Raw genomic sequence first — 20,360 nt, forward strand, 5'->3', positions numbered from 1 at the left:
TCATTATGACCGAACCTCCTTAAGTCGAACTTAGGTACCTGCAAAATGTGGATAACTTTTTACCCCTTTCTTTCGCGAAAATCATGAATCGGGTTATCCACAGATTCTCGAATTTCGATTTTGACGCGCGAAAAACAGGTGCAATGGGAACGACCCGTTAGCTCACCGGCAGGAGAAATCCGTGGCGAACATCCCAACCATTGCATCAGATGCCTCTACTGAGTCATCTCTTGACCTCGTGGTGCGTAAGGCCCGCAATCGCTTCTTGCTCCAAGAATTTGAGGGACTAGAGGCAGAACCAGAACCGAAGCACACACCCCAGCACAGTGCGCCAGCAGAATCTCCTCGCTTTACCCTCAAAGCGCAGTTTTCCCCTGTACCCGAGGCACAGAGGTTTACCGCTCCCACAGATTTACCGCAGCTTATTCAAGACATTGATGAAGAAGAAAACAGTCAGTTGGATACGAGCGAACAGCAGGAAGCTCTGCAGTATCTCAAAGCGCAGATGTATGGGCTCGGTATCTTAGAAGGACTGCTCGATATCCCCGGTATCACCGATATTTTTGTGAACGGCCCGCAAGACATTTGGTACGAAGCCAACGGCGCACTCCATCGCTCAGACCTCGCATTCATCGCTGAACCTGACCTCAGAGCACTGGCCACCCGACTCATTCATAGTGCGGGCGGACGGCTCGATGAAGCTTACCTCAGCGCTGATGTTCTTAACGATCAAGGGCAACGAATCCATGCCATGCTGCCACCTCTCTCACGGCATGGAACTGTACTTTCCATCCGCATTCAGCCTGCGCACCGCGCGTCGTTGGAAGAACTTCAAGAGAGCGGCATGTTCGATGACGACATCGCCGCCGTGCTGCGCTACCTGGTGCGTACCAAAGCTAATTTCCTCGTCAGCGGTGGCACCGGAACAGGAAAAACCACTCTGCTCAACGCCATGCTCTCGCACTGCGAAGAGACAGACCGAATCATTACGATTGAAGATTCCGCTGAGTTAGCGCCTGTCCATCCCCATGTGATTTCTCTACAGTCCAAAGCGGCCAATGCTGAAGGTAGGGGAGAAGTTTCCCTGACAGAACTAATCCGTCAGGCACTGCGTATGCGGCCGGAAAGACTCATTCTGGGCGAATGCCGTGGAGCGGAGCTTGCAGATATGCTCACCGCAATGAACACCGGGCACGCCGGTTCAGGCGGTACTCTGCATGCCAATTCTGCCGCGGCGGTGCCCGCGCGTCTTCTAGCAATGGGCGCTATGGCAGGCATGACGCCTGAGGCTCTTACTCTTCAAGCACTCACCGCCGTCGAATACGTCATTCATATTTCTCGCGCCGACCACCGGCGATTTATCAGTGAAATTGGTGTGTTCAAACAACACCAGAAGACTCTCAGCGTAGAGCCTTTGTGCCGTTGGGAACGCGGTCGGCGCGGCCAGGTGTTGCACTGGACCGACGCAGGAGAGCTTCTCAAAGAGGTTGCTCATCAGCGGGCTGGGGGTAGCGGTGAAGACTAGGAGAAAGAATATTTCTAGACCACTACCTCGCCGGCTGACTCACAGTAAGGCGGGCATTGAAGAAATGGAGCTGTGGCCCGATACGGTGTGGCGTCTTGCCGCCATGCTGAGGGCAGGTCTAGCTCCAGCGCGAGCGTTCCAACTTCTGGCAGAAGAAAACGCTGAGGACGAAGAAACATCCGGGGAATCCCAGGCGAAGTCACTTTTTACTGGAAAAGAGAATCCACTCCGTGCGAAGAATCGTGCGCTGGAACTGGCCCAGGAAGATATCCAGACTCTACTGATCACGTGTGCGGAGACCGCTGCGAAAGGGCTACCTCTGGCCGAAGCTATGCAAGCGGCTACTGTGAAACGAAACTACTCGAACCAACGGGTCGAGGAACTACGCGCCTGTTGGTATATCGGCGAGCGCACCGGCGCCCCTTTAGCTTCGGTTTTAGAACGATTAGCTCGTTATCTAGAACAAGAGATTGATCTTTCTCAGGCACGAGATTCTGCTATGTCTGGCCCTAAATCGACAGGAACTATCCTCTCGTGGTTGCCGTTGTTGGGTCTGGGATTGGGCATTTTGATGGGGACTAATCCGGTGGGCATCCTCTTGGGGTCAATACCGGGGGCAGTTGCCGGTGTGCTCGGTGTGTTTTTGGCATTAGCTGGACGCCGTTGGACCGCGCGTCTGGTTCAACGGGCGGAGCGGGGGATTGAGCCATCATGAACCGGCTTCGTCTTAACCGTGTAGTCCGCAGAGAAATTTCTGAAGAAGAGCCCCAGCCCCTGAGCCCAGCTCTTTATCTTGATTTGACTGCTTCGATGTTAGCAGCCGGTCTCTCATTGCAGCGGTGCTTGTTAATGATTGCTGACGTCGGCTCGATGCACGCTCGCCGGCAGCTGCGAATGGTGGAGCGGCGTCTTTCGTTAGGTGCTGATTGGCAGACTGCCTGGACTTTTTCTGAGCCAGTTCCTGAGCTAAAGGACTTGCAACGAACCTTGGGATTTTTGCTAGAGACTGGCGCGCCCACCGCAGATTTACTGACCGTGATGGCAGATCGCCAGCGACGCCACAGCTTCCGCTTTGCCGAACAATCGGCAGCGAAATTGGGTGTGCATCTAGTGGTGCCCTTGGGGTTGTGTTCTTTGCCTGCATTCATCTGTTTGGGGGTGATACCGGTACTTATCTCATTGGTTCCAACACTGGGTTTTTAACTCAGCCTTCTTTCTGACAATTCAACTTTCATGACAAATTATTTTGAGGAGAAATCATGCAAAAATACACCGCATTCCATCAGGCAGAATCCCAAGAAATCGCTCCCCTTGTAGAAGGCGAGCTCGTGGATTTAGCTCAGGATCCTGAAGCGGGTGCGACCACCGCAGAGTATGGGATTGTTCTACTAGCCGCAGTCGGTTTCGCCGGGCTACTAGTAGTAATCCTCAAATCTGATGCAGTGCGCGCTTTACTGATGGGCATCGTAGAGAAAGCTCTCTCTACGGGGATGTAATTCTAGGCGCTATCTTGCAGAACGCATCGGGCAGGGCACTGTTTGGAGAATCTATCACCGGTTGCCCTGCCCTCCGTTATCTTTTTCAGTTGAGAGGGGAGAACCCGCATGAAGACTTCATCACCCCCAACAGGTTGGGGGGTTCAGCCTATGCCTTTCCCGCACCGGCGAGGCGGGAAAGGCTCGGCGTCTTGCCGGGCTACCTCTGGTTCTTTCGATTCTTCAGAAGCAGGCGCCGTCACCGCTGAATTTGCCGTTGCTCTACCTGCGGTTATTTTTCTACTGGCTCTCCTAATGGGCTCTATAGCTACCGGCGTGGTTCAGTTGCAACTGGAAGAATCGGCGAGGGTAGGCGCCCGTGCTGCCGCTCGGGGAGAAGCTATGGAGGACGTGCGACGCGTTGCCCAAGACGTAGGCACAGATATTTCGGTAGTAGTAACAGATCATTCCGAAACGGTGACCGTGCAGACGAGTAGGCAAGCACCGGGGCTCATCGGGGAAATCACAGGGTGGACCCTGTACGCCGATTCGACCATTCCCGCTGAACCGGCGGCGATAAAACCGGGGAAGGAGAAGTCATGATGACGTCGCCGTCTCGTGAGCACGATAGTTCAGAGCGCGGTTCTGGAACGGTACTGGCTTTGGGGCTGGTTTTTGTACTGCTGATTTTCTTCGTCGTCATTGCAGGAGTTATTACTGCTGTATCAGCTCAACATAAAGCAATGGCTGCCGCCGATTTGAGCGCGCTCGCTGCCGCCGATACCGCACGTGGTCTGAGGGAGGGGGAGCCTTGTACCGTAGCTGCGGAGATAGCACGTTTTAACCACGCGGAGTTAAAAGGGTGCGCTCAGCCTGAAGGGTACAGCGGCATTGTGGACGTGCGAACCACCGTGCCTATCGGCGGGCCCTTTACCTGGCTTGGCTCGGCAGAGGGGCTGAGCCGCGCGGGCCCGCCAGAGTAGAATGCTCCTCGCTGATTCGTCCAGATTGTTCATCTCTTGGCATCGCATGCATGAGCATTGCTTCCAGGAGGCGGGCTGCGCCGTCTTTCTCCAGCGGATCATTGCGGTTCCCACATTTAGGAGATTGCACGCAGGAGGGGCAACCGGTTTCGCACTCGCAGGAGCGGATGGTATCGAGGGTAGCTCGAATCCAGTGCTGCGCGGCAGCAAATCCTCGTTCTGCGAATCCTGCCCCACCCTGGTGGCCGTCATAGACAAAAATGGTGGGTTTCTCGGTATCCATGTGCAGGGCTGTAGAAAGCCCCCCAATATCCCAGCGGTCACACGTAGCAATCAACGGCAACAGCCCTATCGCCGCGTGTTCGGCTGCATGTAAAGTACCCGGGAAATCGGGTTCTTTGACTCCCGCACCGCTCATTACAGTGGGTTCCATCGTGAACCAAATAGCGGTGGTCATCAGATTTTGCGGGGGCAGATCAAGAATTTCCTCGCCCTGAACCTCTTGACCGATAAGAGATTTGCGTTGATAAGAGACCACCTGCGTGCGGACTCGAACGTGCCCAAAATGCAAAGTGACTGGACCCCACTGCTCGGTCTTGTCTTCAGAGAGAATCTTTACCTCGGTCAGGTCGCGCGATTGAGTGAAGTAATCGGGAAAGACGCGCGAAACAGCAATGACTCGGTTTTCAAGATCTAAGTCTTCAACCACATAGGTGGCAGATTGGTGGGTGTAAATCGCGCCCACATGGCCTTGGTGTTGCGCCTGAGAAGCATCCATCGTTCCCACCACAGTGCCCGTTTCTATCTCAATAATTTGAAGCGGTGAGCCGCCGCCCCCGCGCAAATCTACAAGCTCGGAGGCATTTTCAGGGTGGGTCCAGAACCAACCCGTGGCTCGACGTCGTAGGTAACCCTGGGCAACGAGCCGTTCTAATAGTTGCCCGGCGGTCGGGCCAAAGAGCGCCACTTCTTCGGTGCGCAAGGGCAGTTCTGCGGCTGCGGCACACAAATGTGGAGATAGCACGTAAGGATTAGTGGGATCAAAAACGGTAGATTCAACCACCGTAAAGATATCTTCGGGGTGGTGCACCAGATAGGTATCCAGCGGGTCGGCGCTGGCGATTAACACCGAGAGCGATTCCTGCCCCGCGCGTCCGGAACGCCCAATTTGTTGAAAGAACGACGCGCGGGTGCCCGGCCAGCCAGCCACGAGCACGGCGTCTAACCCGGCGATGTCTATGCCCAGTTCGAGGGCGGAAGTAGAAGCAATACCTAACATCTCGCCGCTACGTAATTGTCGTTCGAGTTCGCGGCGTTCTTCGGGCAGAAAACCTGACCGGTAGGCGGCGACTCGATGGGAGAGGCCGGCTTCCACCTCATCAAGATAGCGGGAGGCGGTTTGAGCAATTGCCTCTGCTCCACGGCGCGATTTGATGAAGGCAATAGTTCGGGTGCGTTCAACTACTAAATCGGTGAGCATTTCAGCGCTTTGTTCAATGACCGATTTACGCTGCGGAGCATTCTTCTCGGCTTCAGATTGACCGGTTTCCCGTGGGGCGGAGAGCTTATCGGTAACTTGCTCGCGAAATTCAGGTTCCCAGAGGATTGTGTGGGTTGCGCCGTGCGGAGCAGTGTCCTCGGTAATCGCGGTCACGGCGGAGGAATCAACTCCTAGTAACTTAGCGAAGGATTGCTCAGGTTCGGCAGAGGTCGCGGAGGCGCCAAAGAAGACGGGAGAAGCACCGTAATAACGGCAGATACGGCGTAATCGGCGCAGAAGCACGGCAATATGAGCACCAAAAACCCCTCGATAGCTATGCGCCTCATCGAGCACCACATATTTAAGGCGGCGCACAAAGGAGGACCACTGAGCGTGGTTGGGCAAGATTCCATAGTGCAACATATCGGGGTTGCAGAGAATGACATTGGCGTGCTGCCTAATCCAACGGCGCTCGGAGGCGGGGGTGTCGCCGTCGTATGTTTCAGCTCGCACGGTCGAAAGCCCCAGTGCGCGAATCGAGTTGAGCTGGTCAGCGGCGAGCGCTTTAGTGGGGGAAAGATAAAGGACGGTGGCACGTTCGTCATCCATACCCTTTTTAGGTGCTATTTCGCCGCGGTGGACGGCGTCCAGCGAGGGGAGAAGGTAAGCCAGTGACTTGCCTGAGGCTGTTCCCGTTGCCAGGATCAGATGCTGGCGAGAACCTGTCGCCATCGAGGTGTGGGCGAGATCAGCTGCCTGCACTTGATGCAGGTAAGGTTCAGGAACGCCCAAGGATTCGAAGGCATCTTGGACGTCCGGATGAACCCACTCCGGCCAATGTGCGGTGATAGCTTCGCGAGCAGGAGTGGAGCGGACGTGAAGAATTTGCTCGGGTACAGGACCGTACCCCAGTTTGGAGATGAGCGAGACGACGCTCGGAGGTAGCTGGGCTATGCGCTGGGAGAGCGAGAGGGGTTCTGCTGATTCTTCGGACACGCCTCTATTGTCCCACTCCCCGGTAGAAAGCTCATACACCGGGGTAAGGGCTCAAAATTCCTACCAAAAACTGCAATAATGTGACCATGACTACACCTAAGATGAATATTCAATCCACTCACCAGAACTCATCAGCGCCCCAGCAAGCTCCTGTTACTGAGCTCACCGAGCCTGAGTGCTGGGAACTGGCAGAAAAAACTAGTTTTGCTCGCCTGGGCACGGTAGATAACGGAGAAGTCTTCATTACCCCGCTCAATATCGTTACTTCTGAAGGAAAAATCTTTTTCCGCACCGCGCACGGTTCTAAACTCACAAACCTTATCCTCAATGAGAAAGTCACGATTGAATTTGATAAGGCTGAGGGCGGTTCTGCCTATTCAGTGAATATTTTTGGGACTGCACGGTTGCTTACGGACTCTTCTGAATTGGAGCGAGCTGCGCAGCTGCCTCTTACCCCGTGGATTCGTACGGAGAAAATTGAGTTTGTAGAGATTACTCCTAGCACGATGACCGGGCGGCGTTTTATCCTGGGCTAAGACCATATTCACTGTGAAAGGTGTCTTTTTCCATGGCTTCTCAGCTTTTTGAACCCATCACATTGCGCGATGTGCAGTTTCGTAATCGCCTCTGGGTTCCGCCCATGTGCCAGTATTCGGCGCTCAATAAAGATGGTGTGCCCACTTCTTGGCATGAAGTTCATTATGCTTCAATGGCGCGCGGTGGAGCAGGCGCCATCGTGGTGGAAATGACCAACGTGGAACCGGAAGGGCGTATTAGCCCGCACTGTCTAGGCTTGTGGAATGACGAGCAGAAAGAGGCATTTGTTCCCATTGTTCAGGGCATCAAAGCCGCTGGTGCCCGAGCTGGAATCCAGATTGGTCACGCGGGGCGAAAAGCTTCCACCCACCCCGAATGGGGTACCGACGGTTCGGGATTGCTGGCAGAAGATGAAGGCGGCTGGCCTACAGTGGGGCCTTCAGCAGTGGCTTTTCCCGGCCTTAAAGATCCAGAGGAACTGGACACCGAAAACATCAAGCGGCTCGTGAAAGCCTACGGCGATGCCGCCGCGCGTGCGGTCGACGCTGGTTTTGAGTTCCTCGAGATTCACGGCGCACACGGTTATCTTCTCACCGAGTTTCTCTCGCCGCTGTCAAATGAGAGAACCGATGAATATGGTGGCTCTTTAGAAAATCGCGCTCGCTTTCTGCTCGAAGTAGCCGATGCTATGCGCCAGCGGATGCCTGAGGGCATGCCGCTTCTCGCTCGTCTTTCGGCAACAGAGTGGGTCGACGGCGGCATTACAGTTGATGAAACCGTGCAGGTAGCACGCTGGCTCAAAGAGCACGGGGTGGACATGATTGATGTTTCTACCGGCGGAAATTACCCTGCCAAGATTTCGGTTTTCCCGGGATACCAGGTGCCGGCGGCAACGCGCATCAAGAATGAAGCCGATATTCCTGTTAGCGCTGTAGGAATGATTAATGAGCCTCGTACAGCAGAATTTTTGGTCAGTAGCGGTCAGGCAGATGTCATCATGAACGGTCGAGAAATCCTGCGTGATCATGCTTATCCGCTACACGCGGCAATAGAGCTCAAAGCAGAAATCGATTACGTGCCCCCGCAGTATCAGAGGGCTTACAGAACCCGCCGATAATTTCGCGCTCTCTACCACCACCGGGCGTAGGCCGAACCCTTTGCGGTTTACTGTGCCCGGCGGTAGGGGTGGCTCTTTTAACATCGTGGAATAAGGCGGGAACGAGTCGTGTTGTACTTGCTATGACTGAACATCTTCACACCAGCACCCAGATTCAACTCGTCCAGCGCCCTCAGGGCATTCCCACCGAACATGATTTCCGTATTCAGCGCGTAGAACTGTCGCCCTTGAATGAGGGTGAGGTACGCGTACGCAATGAATTCATTTCCGTTGACCCTTATATGCGCGGACGTATGAACGATTCGAAATCCTACATCCCACCCTTTCCCCTAGGGGAGACCATGACGGGTTCGGCGGTAGGGCGCGTCATCGAAAGCCGTGCCGAGGGGTTCTCTGAAGGTGATTTGGTTACCCACTTTATGGGGTGGCGTGATATCGCTCAGGGGAGTGCCGAAGAATTTACCGCAGTACCTGAGTTGGGGGATAAGCCGGTCTCGGCGTACTTGGGTGTTTTGGGGCTTACCGGCATGACTGCTTTTGCCGGGCTTACTAAAGTGGCTCAGATGAAAGATGGTGATACCGTCTTCGTCTCTGGTGCCGCAGGAGCTGTGGGTTCCATTGTGGGGCAGATTGCCCGCCATCGCGGTGCCCGCGCCGTCATCGGGTCGGCAGGCTCAGCAGAGAAAACAGCGCTTTTGACTGAACGCTACGGGTTTACCCACGCTATCAATTACAAAGAAGCACCCATCCTCGAGCAGCTTGCGGAGGTAGCTCCCGAAGGCGTCGACGTCTACTTCGATAACGTCGGAGGTGACCATCTCGAAGCAGCTCTAGCGCACCTGAACCGTTATGGACGCGCCGCCCTGTGTGGAGCAATCTCGGTGTACAACGCAGAGGACCCCCTATCACTACAGGGTCCGCGCTTCATGACCAACATCGTTACCCGATCCCTCACCCTGCAGGGCTTCGTTTTGCAGGACTACCTCCAGTACGCCGATGAATTCCGCGCCGAGATCGCCCCGCTGGTTATGGACGGAACTATCAAGGACGACGAAACGGTAGTCGAAGGTCTCGACCAGGCCATTGAGGCCTTCCTTGGACTTTTCGAAGGAAAGAACACCGGCAAGATGGTCGTCCGCATTTAGAGCAAAGACTAGAATGGTAACCGTGGCTCAAGAACGAATTATCCTGTATTACTGCTTTGCTCCTATCACCGACCCCACCGCCGTCATGCTCTGGCAGCGTGCTTTGTGCGAAAAGTTGGGTCTGACAGGGCGAATCCTCATTTCCAAACACGGAATCAACGGCACTCTCGGTGGCGACGTTAATGCCCTCAAACAGTACGGCAAAACTACCCGCCAGTACCCTGGGTTCGGAAAGTTGGAACTTAAGTGGTCCGACGGTGGTTCGGCTGACTTCCCCAAACTGTCGGTGCGTGCCCGCGATGAAATCGTGGCGTTTGGTGCCCCGGATGAGTTGAAGGTGGATGAAAACGGCGTGGTCGGCGGTGGCATCCATTTGAAGCCCGAAGAGGTAAACAAGCTGGTTGAAGAGCGTGATGACGTGGTCTTCTTTGATGGTCGCAACGCCTACGAGGCAAAAATCGGTAAATTCAAGAACGCGATTGTTCCCGACGTCAACACCACCCACGATTTCATCAAGGAAATCGAATCGGGTAAGTATGACGATTTGAAGGACAAACCCGTTATTACGTACTGCACCGGTGGTATCCGCTGTGAAATTCTTTCGGCGCTGATGAAGAACCGCGGGTTCAAAGAGATTTATCAGATTGATGGCGGCATCGTTCGCTACGGCGAGAAGTATGGGGATTCGGGACTCTGGGAAGGTTCTCTCTATATATTCGATAAGCGCATGACGATGAATTTCTCTCCCGATACTCTCACTATTGGCGAGTGTGAGCACTGCGGTGCCCCGGCGAATAAGTTTGAAAACCTTGATGATATGGGCGGGCGCGCGCTAGTTTTGCTGTGCGATAGCTGCATTGAGAAATCTCAGGCTAAGCGTGAGGCAATGCAGAGCGACCCAGAACCTGTTCAGGCTCAGTAAACGCAGTAGGAGTTTATGGAAACCGCGCTCATTGAATACGGTACGTTTCTGGTAGCGGGTAAGACGATTCGGGCTACACCGCAGAGCGATTTTACGCGGGTGTGGCAGGATTTATTCGCCCAGTTAAGCCCGGAACAGGTTCAGGCTTGTGAGAAGTTGCAGGCGGTGGGCGTGATGATGCCCGACGCCGACGACACCGGTTTCACCTATACCGCTGGTTTTATGGTGAAGGGTATCGCTGAAGTTTCTGCGTTAGGACTTACCGGTGTGGTGGTGCCTGCAGCAATGTATGCCACAGTGCTCGTGCAGGGAGCCGTACCCGATTGCATTAAGCCCGGTTTCGAGTATCTTCACTCGGAGTTTATTCCTGCCAAGGGGGCTGAGCCCACGGGTGTCAATCTTGAGGTGTATGGGCCGGGTAATCGTGAGTCTGAGGATTATCGGATGTATCTGTGGAGTGCAGTGTCCGGACTTGAGGTTCAACCACATCGCGCCTAATGCTTTGTTAAACAGCTGTGACCGTGTATCCCTAAACACACGGTCACAGTCATTTAAAGGTGCCTAAAAGTGACTTCAGAAGGTAGATGCGGAGCAACTAAGCGTTCTTTGCGGATTGGAGGTCCGCTTGGAGCTTGTTAAGGATTTCTTCGACTATCTCGGGGGAGACAGGAGAAGTACCATTTGCAAGCCGCGCCTGCCAGTCAGCAATTGACTTTTCAATGTTTTCAATATTCTGAGCATCTGCCATAAGGTCAGTCTACTGGATAATTTGCTGTTATTACTAGTCGGTAATGAAAATTACGGCGGAAGGAATAAATTTTTTTACCGCATGCAGTCATACCTCTATCTTTTAGATTGAGCACCCCTAGTCCGGAAAAATATGCTTCTGACAAGCCATAACGCAACTTGGTAAGAATTTGAAATATTGAGCAGAGGGAGTATTGATGCATATAAATATTGCTGGGCTCTATTTTTATTATATTTTCGGGTTTTACCCAGACTAGGAGAAAATGATGGAGAAACCTGATAGACGGGGGCGGAACGCTCTGTTAGTTTGTGCTCATGGATTACTTCATTCGCGATGCTCAGGTCCAAGACGCGCGGGCATTAGTTGAGATTTAATGAAAGGCAGGGGTTTAGCCTTACGGGACGAGTCCGCGAGGAGCCGTTGGGCGACGTCGTCCTTAAAGATTTGCAGATGCTGAGGCATCTTGGGTCTGTAGCGGTGGAAGATTAAATCTCCCCTGAACTATAAGCGCAGGAAAGCTAAATGTCTTTCACTTTCTCCCACGGTTCAATACCGCCGGGAACGATGAAGAAAAGCGGGTGAAGCGCTGGTTTCTCTAGTCCGTGAAGATGCTCAGCAAACCACTTTTCATCCCGCTTTTCGACTTTCTGCATCAAAAAAGCAAGCTCGTACTCTGCTTGCCCCACGGTTACGGGAATGAGAGGCTTTTCAAGCTGCGCAATGCCCGCAATCTTTGAACGGTCAAAATGGTAGCCACGTGAGTCTGCTTCGTCGCACAGACCGTGAAGGTAACTCGCGATAGCCTCTAAAGGGTTCGACGTCGTGCGAAAGCGGTGAAGCTGGGGATGGTTGGTGTAGCCTCGCGTGAGCCCCTGGAGCACTTTTTGGGCAAGGAGGGTTTCGCGCCAGCACGCAACCAGCCCCTTCGAATCCAAGAGCGACGGGTGGATTGACCAGATACGCATTATGACATCTCCTGAGGGTGAGTGGAATAAAGAGTGTGCGTCAGAAGCACAAGTTTAAAGTCGCTGAGGTAAGCAAAACCGGCCACCGCATCATGCTCATCTACTGCCACCATGACCTGCCTGTTACCCCTCCCACCAGCGTGTCTGATCTTCTACCGTGAGCGGTTCGAGATCGTAGCTGGCAGTAGTTCCTACGCCACCCTCGTTGTAGATGGCGTTAATAGCAAGTATGTCTTTTTCGTTGGCGTGACGAAGTGAAATGCTCATAAATGCAAGGCTAGCAGGGGAGTGTTTCAGCGGTGTTACTCTTCCAAAACGTGTGGTCTACTGTGCCACAATAAGACTGTGACTATCTCTGATTTTTCTTGTGTTCCAGGCGCACCCCAAAGTACTGATTTGCCCGCTCTTCAGCAATTCGCTGAAGGTTTACGGGCCGCTAATTATTCTCAAGAGGCGATTGCTACCCTCATAGGCGATGGTGCCTACGCGGCTTTACAGCGCGATCAGATAGTGCCCGCACAGCTACAGATAGAGAAACTTACCGATTCCGCAGATTTATCTGAGCAAGAGGTCGCGCTCGCCTTACTTGTTTCTTTCTTTCTGCTGGGAAACCCACTCACTGCATCCGAGCTTGACCAGGCACTGAACAGCAACTCAGGTAACGCCGCAACACTACTGCGCTCCTTAGGTGTTGCCGAGCCAAATATTGCAGAGACAGCCGAATCAACTTTCCGCGCTTCGGTAGATATACGCCCTCATTCAGCAGACGACGGCGTCGATATCTGGGTGGCTTCAGACCTTCCAGCTCACATCCGCCGTGGTACCTTGCGCAAGGACCACGTCCTGGGAATCGGACATGCGTCGAGAAGTCTTGCTCAATTCACCGAACGTCAGGCTGCTCAGCGAGCACTTGATTTAGGAACCGGCTGTGGGATTCAGACCTTTCACTTGCTGAGCCACTGTGAACACGTCACTGCTACAGATATATCCGAGCGGGCTTTGGGGTTTACCGCTTTTAACCTTTTACTCAACGCTTCGGCATTGGGGATCGACCCTCAGCAGCCGGACGATCGAGTCATCCTCAAGCTGGGGTCTTTACTCGAGCCCGTAGAGGGTGAAAAATTCGATCTAGTAGTGTCCAACCCTCCCTTCGTTATTACCCCGCGCAGTGAAGGAGAAAACGCCGCATCCCAATTTACCTATCGCGATGGCGGTATGGCAGGGGACCAAATTGTTTCTACTTTAGTTCGCCAGCTCGGAACTGTACTCAACGACGGCGGCACCGCGCAGATGCTGGGTAACTGGGAAATCCCCGGTGATTCTGAGGAACAAAAAGAGTGGGACGAACGCCCCCGCCAGTGGGTTGGCGACTCCATGGAGGTATGGTTTATTCAGCGCGAAGAGCTTACCCCCGAGCAGTATGCCGAAACCTGGCTGCGCGATTCGAGTGAAACCGCAGATAGGGCTGCCTTTGAGGCGTCTTACCGCCGGTACCTGCTTGATTTTTCTGCACGCTCGGTCAGCGCGATTGGTTTTGGCATGATTTGGCTACGCCGCCCCGCAAAAGACGCTCCCGAGCCCTTATTACGCCGGTTCGAGGAAATCACTTACCCCATCCAGCAGCCCTTGGGACCGTTTATGACCGAAGCAATCGAGCTTTTCGATTCTTCAGCTCACCTCAGCGATGAGGAACTTCTTTCCCTTCATCTCATGGTGGCGCCCGACGTCACCGAAGAACGACATACCGAACCAGGCGCTGAACATCCCGGTGTGATTTTGCTGCGCGAAGGAGCAGGTCTGCGTCGAACTATCTTGGAGTCAACGGCGACTGCCGGCTTCGTTTCCGCCTGCGACGGCGAACTTTCGGTGGGGCAAATCGTCGGCGCTTTAGAAGCACTCCTAGGGTGGGACGGCGATTCCGAGCGGCAGGAACTCTTAGGTCACATTCGTGAGTTGATCCTCAAAGGTTTCCTGAGAATAGATGCGGGGAACTAGACTAACTTCCATGGTAGACCCAACACCGAACGACCATCCGCTCACCGATCTCAACGAAGAGACCTGCTGGGCGCTTCTCAACGCGCACAGCATCGGTAGACTCGCTCTGCGGTCGGGAAACAAGATAGATATTCTGACCGTGAAATACGCCGTGTATCAAGGACGTATCTATTTTCAGTCCAAAGCGGGTGAAAATTTTAGCTCTATTGTGGTGAGCCGCCAGGTTGCTTTTGAGATTGATGAGGCACGTAGCGATACCGTGAAATCGGTGATTGTACACGGAACTGCCGAATGGCATTTTCATGAGATGCCGATTAATCCTGCTGTGCTGGATGACGTGCGGATAGACAGCGGGGAGAACATGAATTGGGTGGTAGTGACACCGGAATCTATATCGGGGCGAGAGCTCAGAATCCTCGGTTAGTGTTACGGTTTTGTTGAGATTTATTCAATATATGAGGAGCCAGGCAAGCACAGCACTAAGGTGAACTGGCTGGGTCTGGCATGAATCACCTAGTGAGCGCCAGCGAACTCGGTGAGAAGGTTAGTTCACCGGTGCTGTGCTTGCCTGGGGACTGAGGACACTTTTGAATAGTCTCAGCTACATCAACGGGTGAGGTTCAACTTGCGGTGCAGAGTTCTTTGAATGTAGTGACCGCCCTGGAGCTATCTACCCACCCACTCAACTTTTGCCAGTCAATGTGCGCTATTGTTGAGCAATATATACCAGAGACCATTTTCAAGGAGCGCTGTGCCCACCACTGCCAAGGCCACTGCAAACCACGGTAAATCCCTACTCATCGTAGAGTCGCCGTCTAAGGTGAAGACTATTAGCGGCTACCTCGGTGATGCCTTTGAGGTTGAATCCTCAATGGGTCATATCCGCGATCTTCCTCAGCCCTCAGAATTACCTGAAGAGTTGAAGAAGTCGCCGGTGGGCAAGTTTGCGGTTGATTTGGAAGATAACTTTGAACCCTACTATCAGGTGAATCCTGATAAAAAGAAGAAAGTTACCGAACTGAAGCGCAAGCTGAAAGAGGCAGACGCCCTCTATCTGGCAACCGATGGGGACCGCGAAGGCGAAGCAATTGCGTGGCATCTTTTGCAGGTGCTCAAGCCCAAGGTTCCTGTGTATCGTTTGACGTTCCCAGAAATTACTCGTGAAGCTGTAGAGCGTGCTTTCGGTGAATTACGTGATATCGATCAGGACTTAGTGGACGCGCAGGAAACCCGCCGTGTGCTTGATCGTCTCTATGGATATGAGCTTTCACCAGTGCTGTGGCGTAAGGTATCCCGCGGTCTTTCGGCAGGTCGTGTACAGTCTGTTGCAACTCGTTTGGTGGTTGAGCGCGAGCGCGAGCGTATGGCTTTCCGATCGGCTAATTACTGGGATTTGACCGGTACATTTTCTACGGCAAAGCAGGAAGAATTCACCGCTAAACTCTCGGCGATAGACGGCGCTCGCGTGGCAACGGGTAAGGATTTTGGCGACGACGGCGTGCTTAAGGCGGCGTCCAAAGCTAAGGTGGCTCATCTCGATGAGGCGAATGCGCACTCTCTTGCAGAGGCTCTGAAGGATTCGACTTTTGCCGTTCGCTCGGTTGAAACCAAGCCTTATACCCGCCGTCCAGCGGCTCCTTTTACCACTTCTACTTTGCAACAGGAAGCTGCTCGCAAGCTACGTTTTTCTTCCCGTTCTACGATGCAGGTAGCTCAGCGCCTGTATGAAAACGGCTATATCACCTATATGCGTACCGACTCGGTGGCGCTCTCTACCCAGGCGATTAATGCGGCTCGTACACAGGCGAATGAGCTGTACGGTGCTGAATTTGTGCCGAGTTCACCTCGTAACTATGCATCAAAGTCGAAAAATGCTCAGGAAGCTCACGAGGCAATCCGCCCCGCAGGTGATTCCTTCCGCACTCCGAGCCAGGTGAAGAGCGCGCTGAGCCCTGATGAGTTCCGTCTCTACGAGCTTATTTGGAAGCGCACCGTTGCATCCCAAATGGCAGATGCCAAGGGTTCGACCGCTTCTATCAAACTGGGTGCCCAGGCATCCGATGGTCGCGACGCCGAATTCTCAGCGTCCGGCACCGTGATCACCTTCCGAGGTTTCCTTGCAGCTTATGAAGAAGGACGCGACGCCACTCGGGCAGAATCCAAAACCGAAGAGGTAAAGGGTGAGAAGCGCCTTCCTCAGCTGGCAGAAAAGGATGCCCTGAGCGCATCCGATATTCAGGCTGTAGGGCATGACACTACAGCACCTCCTCGCTACACCGAAGCTTCTTTGGTGAAGGCACTCGACGAGCTTGGGATTGGTCGCCCCTCGACCTATGCAGCCACGATTTCTACCATCATGGACCGCGGTTACGTCAACAACCGCTCAGGTTCGCTGGTTCCTTCCTGGACGGCGTTCTCTGTGGTTCGCCTGCTCGAAGAGCACTTCAACCGCTATGTGGACTACGAGTTCACCGCAGCAATGGAAGAAGACCTCGACCGTATTGCCCGGGGCGAGGAAAATCGTCCTCATTGGCTGGGGGAGTTCTACTTTGGTGGAGAAGACAAAAAGGGTCTCAAGCCTATCGTCGATAACTTGGGAGATATTGACGCGCGTGCCATTAACTCTATTGAGATCGCAGACGGCATTACCCTGCGCGTAGGCAAATTCGGCCCTTACCTTGAAATGGGCGGCGAAATTAATACTGAGACCGGTGAAATTACCGATCCCATCCGCGCTAACGTTCCATCCGATATGGCTCCCGATGAACTCACCGCTGAAAAAGCAGCTGAACTCATCGAAAAGGGTAAATCAGACGGGCGGGAGCTCGGTGTAGACCCGGAGACCGGCCGAACTATCGTCGCCAGGGATGGCCGATACGGCCCGTACGTCACCGAAGTAATCCCCGAGATGAGCGAAGAAGACATCCAGAAGTGGATGGATGAGCAGCCCACCGAGTACTACAAGAACGGGCGGGCTAAACCGAAGAAGAAGCCCAAGCCTGAAAAGCCCCGCACAGGTTCACTGTTCAAGTCGATGGACCTTGCCACGGTAACTCTGGAAGATGCTCTCAAGTTGATGAACCTTCCCCGCGTTCTGGGGCAGGACGAAGAGGGCAACGATATTACCGTGCAGAACGGTCGTTTTGGTCCTTACCTGAAAAAGGGCACCGATTCGCGTTCGCTGGGTTCTGAAGAAGAGATTTTCACTATCACGTTGGAGCAGGCGAAAGAAATTTATTCTCAGCCTAAGCAGCGTGGTCGTGGCACTGCTAAGCCACCTCTGGCTGAGCTGGGCGTTGACCCGGTTTCTGAGAAAAAGATCGTGATTAAGGACGGCCGCTTTGGTCCCTACATCACCGACGGCGTCACCAACATTACGGTTCCCCGCAGCGAAACTATAGAGTCGGTAACGCACGAACGCGCGGTAGAGCTTCTAGCAGAAAAACGTGCTAAGGGTCCGGTCAAACGCAAAACGACAGCAAAGAAAGCCCCTGCCAAGAAGGCTCCAGCTAAGAAGACAGCAACAAAGAAACCCGCTGCCAAAAAGGCGCCGGCGAAAAAAGCTCCGGCGAAGAAAACTGCTGAATAATTAGTTTTCTTCTGTCAGTATCAAGCACCCTTCCTTTTCAGGAAGGGTGCTTACACTTTTAACCGATAATGTTAATGTGCAGTTACGCTGATGCAAATCGCCAAGGAGACCACGATGGATAGTACGCAGAATCATCAAATAGAGGTAGCGCTTTCTACGTCGTGCCTCTTTCCGCCCAGCGTTCCCGAGACCTTTTCGACGGCGGTCGATTTAGGGTATGACAGCGTGGAAGTCATGATTACCGGAAACGCACTTTCCCAAGAACCCCACGATCTCTTGGAGCTAGTGCAAAAGTTTCAGATTCCTATCTCTGCCATCCACGCGCCTACTCTTCTGCTTACCCAGCAGGTGTGGGGTCGTGCCTGGAACAAGATGCAGATGGCAGCGAAAATGACCAATGATGTGGGCGCGAACGTCATTGTTGCTCACCCACCTTTCCGTTGGCAAAAAGCGTATGCCAAGAACTTCGTGGAGGGCGTACGCGAAATTTCGCAGGCAGAGGGCGTCAAAATCGCTGTAGAGAATATGTACCCGTGGAGTGCTGCTGGGCAGGAAGTAGAAATGTATGCCCCTCACTGGGATCCGACGCGGTTTGACTATGACTGGATGACGTGGGATTTCTCCCATGCTGCCGCAGCCAAGGTAGATTCGTTAGAATTCGTGAAGAAAATTGGAGACCGCCTAGGGCACGTGCATCTGACAGATGGTAGTGGGGACAAGGTCATGGACGAGCATCTCATGCCCGGATACGGGTCGCAGCCGGTAGCTGAGACTCTCGAATATTTGGCAGAGAAGAAGTGGAACGGCGTCGTCTGCGCTGAAATCTCAACCAAGGGTAAGAGCGCAACTCGTCGAGATGATATGTTGCATGAGACTTTGCAGTTTGCACACCGCCACTTGGGCAGATCATAAAGGAGAGATGATGAGCGAGAAAATTGTAACTTTTATTGGTACTGGCTCCATGAATGGAGCCATTGCATCAGGACTATTAGCTAGTGGCTTTCCTGCCCAGAACGTGCGTGCTACCGTCCACAGCGCCAAAAGCGCTCAGGAGCTTCCAGAGAAGCTGGGAGAAGAAGCAGAAGGGGTAGAGGTCTTTTCCTCTGAGGTGTCCGCAGATGCCAACCAGAAAGCTGTTCAAGGCGCTGCGGCAGTCTTGCTTGGAGTGAAGCCCTACGACATCCTGGATGTCCTTGAATCTCTCAAAGACGCGCTGGACGAGGAAACCGTGGTGATTTCCGTTGCCGCGGGCGTTTCACTGGATTCCCTCCAAAAAGCGGCAGGGAAAAAACAACCTGTCATTCGCTGCATGCCTAATACTCCCGCGCGCGTAGGCAAAGGTGCCCTTGCATATTCTGCAGGTTCAACCGTCACCGCTGAGCAACGCAAACTGGCAGAGGAAATCCTCGGAGCAGTCGGAATGGTTTTCCAGGTAGAAGAAGAACAGATGGATGCCGTCACCGCCCTCTCTGGCTCGGGTCCCGCCTACGCCTTCCTGCTAGCAGAATGCATGAAGAAAGCAGGTATGGAACTGGGGATTGACGAAGAACTGGCTAAAAATCTCGCCTCAACCACCGTGGCAGGCGCAGGAGCACTTCTAGAAAAAGACCCTAATCCTGAGGATCTCCGCAAAGCTGTTACCAGCCCAGGTGGAACCACAGAACAAGCTATTAAGGCTTTTCAGGAGGGCGGTATCGAAGAGCTTACGTTGCGTGCCATGACAGCCAACGCGCAGAAATCTGCCGAGATGAGCCAGGAATATAACAAGTAACTTGCTAACTAGGCACAGCAACGGGAAACTAACCTTCTCACCTGAATTCGCTGGCGCTCATTGAGGTGATTCACGCCAGACCCAGCCAGTTCACCTTGGGCTGTGCCTGGTTAGTCTCTTCGACATAAGTTAAAAAAGAAAGCTTCGACTGTAGGGAATCAGTCGAAGCTTTCCTGAATGCTCACTCGAAAGTTTGCATTCCAGTTTTGTTGTCTCAACGTCCGGCTTAGGGGATGCCGGCTCTTTGTCGAGAGTCCTAAACTGATTTGAACGGGTTCGCAATCCGTTCAGTAATCACTCGCACCTTTAGAGGTGACTCCATCATAAGCACCTTGAGGGCATATTGCCAATACAAAAACAGAAAATATTTGACGTTTTTTTAGCAAAAATGCTAGTTATGTAGATTTTCTTCGGACAAGTTGGTTGTGACTAGGTGGTTTAAACCCGTAGAAAAAACCAAAGAATTTTAGGGGCGATCAGCAAAACGTTCTAGTAAATCCACCTGACCGGAGACAATCAACAAATCCCGGCTAGAAACTTTGGTACTCGGTGTTGCGTACGTAAAATCATCGCCGGGAGTCTTCACTCCAACGATAGTGACGCCGTACTTACTGCGCACATCGGATTCTGCCAAAGTGAATCCCTGAGTCTCCTTGGGCGGGCGCATTTTGACGATCGCGAAGTCATCATCAAACTCGATGTAGTCTAAAAGACGCCCGGAGACCAGGTGCGCCGCGCGTCGTCCTGCATCTGCTTCGGGGAATATGACGTTGTGCGCCCCAATACGGGAGAGAATCTTTCCGTGGGACGGTGTGATTGCTTTAGCCCAGATTCGCTCAATTCCTAGGTCAACCAGGTTTGCTGTAATGAGAACCGATGCTTCCACCGAAGTTCCAACCCCCACGACGGCAGCGGTGAAGTCTGTTGCTCCCAGTTGGCGCAGGGCGTCGATATCCGTAGCATCGGCTTCGACCACGTGGGTGAGCAAACCTGACCATTTCTGAACGAGAACGGGATCTTTTTCTACCGCCAGAACCTCTTTGTTCTGCCGTTTGAGTTGGGCTGCTGTAGCGGCACCGAAGCGGCCTAACCCAATGACCATAACGGGCACG

Annotated in this window: 22 protein-coding genes; 17 read left to right on the top strand and 5 right to left on the bottom strand. The window is 53.4% G+C overall.

What is annotated here, in order from left to right; translation table 11 throughout:
* Positions 1–181 precede the first annotated feature (181 nt).
* From A7E48_RS05720 to A7E48_RS05745, 6 genes are all read left to right on the top strand, one after another.
* Complete coding sequence (locus A7E48_RS05720; protein ID WP_068170630.1) at positions 182–1,525, top strand: TadA family conjugal transfer-associated ATPase; 1,344 nt, start codon at positions 182–184, stop codon at positions 1,523–1,525.
* 64 nt (positions 1,526–1,589) lie between these two features.
* Positions 1,590–2,240 carry a type II secretion system F family protein gene (locus A7E48_RS05725; protein WP_068170632.1) on the top strand — a complete coding sequence of 217 codons (651 nt, stop codon included), beginning with the start codon at positions 1,590–1,592 and terminating at the stop codon, positions 2,238–2,240.
* The gene (locus A7E48_RS05730) at positions 2,237–2,728 is read left to right on the top strand and encodes a type II secretion system F family protein (RefSeq protein ID WP_068170635.1); all 492 of its coding nucleotides are present in this window, start codon (positions 2,237–2,239) and stop codon (positions 2,726–2,728) included. The genes A7E48_RS05725 and A7E48_RS05730 overlap by 4 nt, the downstream gene beginning before the upstream one ends.
* Positions 2,729–2,784: 56 nt before the next feature.
* On the top strand, positions 2,785–3,021 hold the full coding sequence (locus A7E48_RS05735; RefSeq protein WP_083147221.1) for a DUF4244 domain-containing protein: 237 nt from the start codon (positions 2,785–2,787) through the stop codon (positions 3,019–3,021).
* A 108-nt stretch (positions 3,022–3,129) separates the two neighbouring features.
* On the top strand, positions 3,130–3,603 hold the full coding sequence (locus A7E48_RS05740) for a TadE family type IV pilus minor pilin (RefSeq protein ID WP_198924129.1): 474 nt from the start codon (positions 3,130–3,132) through the stop codon (positions 3,601–3,603).
* Positions 3,600–3,983 carry an Rv3654c family TadE-like protein gene (locus tag A7E48_RS05745; RefSeq protein ID WP_233125999.1) on the top strand — a complete coding sequence of 128 codons (384 nt, stop codon included), beginning with the start codon at positions 3,600–3,602 and terminating at the stop codon, positions 3,981–3,983. The genes A7E48_RS05740 and A7E48_RS05745 overlap by 4 nt, the downstream gene beginning before the upstream one ends.
* Here A7E48_RS05745 and A7E48_RS05750 read toward each other — a convergent pair.
* Complete coding sequence (locus A7E48_RS05750) at positions 3,931–6,417, bottom strand: DEAD/DEAH box helicase (protein ID WP_068170742.1); 2,487 nt, start codon at positions 6,415–6,417, stop codon at positions 3,931–3,933. The two genes, A7E48_RS05745 and A7E48_RS05750, sit on opposite strands and share 53 nt — an antisense overlap.
* Before the next feature lie 128 nt (positions 6,418–6,545).
* Between A7E48_RS05750 and A7E48_RS05755 the strand changes: the two genes are divergently transcribed.
* The 5 genes from A7E48_RS05755 (at position 6,546) to A7E48_RS05775 (ending at position 10,678) form a co-directional block, all read left to right on the top strand.
* Complete coding sequence (locus A7E48_RS05755; RefSeq protein ID WP_233126000.1) at positions 6,546–6,995, top strand: pyridoxamine 5'-phosphate oxidase family protein; 450 nt, start codon at positions 6,546–6,548, stop codon at positions 6,993–6,995.
* 32 nt (positions 6,996–7,027) lie between these two features.
* Positions 7,028–8,113 carry an NADH:flavin oxidoreductase/NADH oxidase gene (locus A7E48_RS05760; RefSeq protein ID WP_068170643.1) on the top strand — a complete coding sequence of 362 codons (1,086 nt, stop codon included), beginning with the start codon at positions 7,028–7,030 and terminating at the stop codon, positions 8,111–8,113.
* Positions 8,114–8,235: 122 nt separating this feature from the next.
* Positions 8,236–9,258: an NADP-dependent oxidoreductase gene (locus A7E48_RS05765; RefSeq protein WP_068170646.1), complete on the top strand. Its 1,023-nt coding sequence runs from the start codon at positions 8,236–8,238 to the stop codon at positions 9,256–9,258.
* 22 nt (positions 9,259–9,280) lie between these two features.
* Entirely contained in the window at positions 9,281–10,180 is a 900-nt protein-coding gene (locus tag A7E48_RS05770; protein ID WP_083147227.1) for a rhodanese-related sulfurtransferase, read from the top strand.
* A 15-nt stretch (positions 10,181–10,195) separates the two neighbouring features.
* A complete protein-coding gene (locus A7E48_RS05775; RefSeq protein WP_068170653.1) occupies positions 10,196–10,678 on the top strand; it encodes a GyrI-like domain-containing protein in 483 nt (160 codons plus the stop codon).
* A gap of 97 nt (positions 10,679–10,775) precedes the next feature.
* Here the strand turns inward: A7E48_RS05775 and A7E48_RS11130 are convergent, their stop codons facing one another.
* Entirely contained in the window at positions 10,776–10,928 is a 153-nt protein-coding gene (locus A7E48_RS11130; protein ID WP_158004401.1) for a hypothetical protein, read from the bottom strand.
* Between the two features lie 363 nt (positions 10,929–11,291).
* On the opposite strand from A7E48_RS11130, the gene A7E48_RS11475 reads away from it, so the two are divergent.
* Entirely contained in the window at positions 11,292–11,417 is a 126-nt protein-coding gene (locus A7E48_RS11475; RefSeq protein WP_255376902.1) for a hypothetical protein, read from the top strand.
* A gap of 29 nt (positions 11,418–11,446) precedes the next feature.
* Here A7E48_RS11475 and A7E48_RS05780 read toward each other — a convergent pair whose 3' ends face one another.
* Together A7E48_RS05780 and A7E48_RS11135 are read right to left on the bottom strand one after the other, a co-directional pair.
* The gene (locus tag A7E48_RS05780; RefSeq protein ID WP_068170657.1) at positions 11,447–11,893 is read right to left on the bottom strand and encodes a pyrimidine dimer DNA glycosylase/endonuclease V; all 447 of its coding nucleotides are present in this window, start codon (positions 11,891–11,893) and stop codon (positions 11,447–11,449) included.
* 123 nt (positions 11,894–12,016) lie between these two features.
* Entirely contained in the window at positions 12,017–12,160 is a 144-nt protein-coding gene (locus A7E48_RS11135; protein ID WP_158004402.1) for a GNAT family N-acetyltransferase, read from the bottom strand.
* A gap of 129 nt (positions 12,161–12,289) precedes the next feature.
* On the opposite strand from A7E48_RS11135, the gene A7E48_RS05785 reads away from it, so the two are divergent.
* The 5 genes from A7E48_RS05785 to proC all read left to right on the top strand — a co-directional run bounded on the left by A7E48_RS05785 (position 12,290) and on the right by proC (position 19,248).
* The gene (locus tag A7E48_RS05785) at positions 12,290–13,888 is read left to right on the top strand and encodes a methyltransferase (protein ID WP_233126001.1); all 1,599 of its coding nucleotides are present in this window, start codon (positions 12,290–12,292) and stop codon (positions 13,886–13,888) included.
* 10 nt (positions 13,889–13,898) lie between these two features.
* Positions 13,899–14,312, top strand: a complete 414-nt coding sequence (locus tag A7E48_RS05790; RefSeq protein ID WP_068170661.1) for a pyridoxamine 5'-phosphate oxidase family protein — start codon at positions 13,899–13,901, stop codon at positions 14,310–14,312.
* Positions 14,313–14,639: 327 nt separating this feature from the next.
* Positions 14,640–17,477, top strand: a complete 2,838-nt coding sequence (gene topA / locus A7E48_RS05795) for a type I DNA topoisomerase (protein WP_068170664.1) — start codon at positions 14,640–14,642, stop codon at positions 17,475–17,477.
* Between the two features lie 114 nt (positions 17,478–17,591).
* On the top strand, positions 17,592–18,389 hold the full coding sequence (locus tag A7E48_RS05800) for a sugar phosphate isomerase/epimerase (protein WP_068170667.1): 798 nt from the start codon (positions 17,592–17,594) through the stop codon (positions 18,387–18,389).
* Between the two features lie 10 nt (positions 18,390–18,399).
* The gene (proC, locus tag A7E48_RS05805; protein ID WP_068170669.1) at positions 18,400–19,248 is read left to right on the top strand and encodes a pyrroline-5-carboxylate reductase; all 849 of its coding nucleotides are present in this window, start codon (positions 18,400–18,402) and stop codon (positions 19,246–19,248) included.
* A gap of 466 nt (positions 19,249–19,714) precedes the next feature.
* Here the strand turns inward: proC and A7E48_RS05810 are convergent, their stop codons facing one another.
* Positions 19,715–20,350 (bottom strand): TrkA family potassium uptake protein, encoded by a 636-nt coding sequence (locus A7E48_RS05810; protein WP_068170748.1) that lies wholly within the window; start codon positions 20,348–20,350, stop codon positions 19,715–19,717.
* Positions 20,351–20,360: the final 10 nt, after the last annotated feature.

The organism is Rothia sp. ND6WE1A (genome assembly GCF_001683935.1).
Classification (GTDB): Bacteria; Actinomycetota; Actinomycetes; order Actinomycetales; family Micrococcaceae; genus Rothia; species Rothia amarae.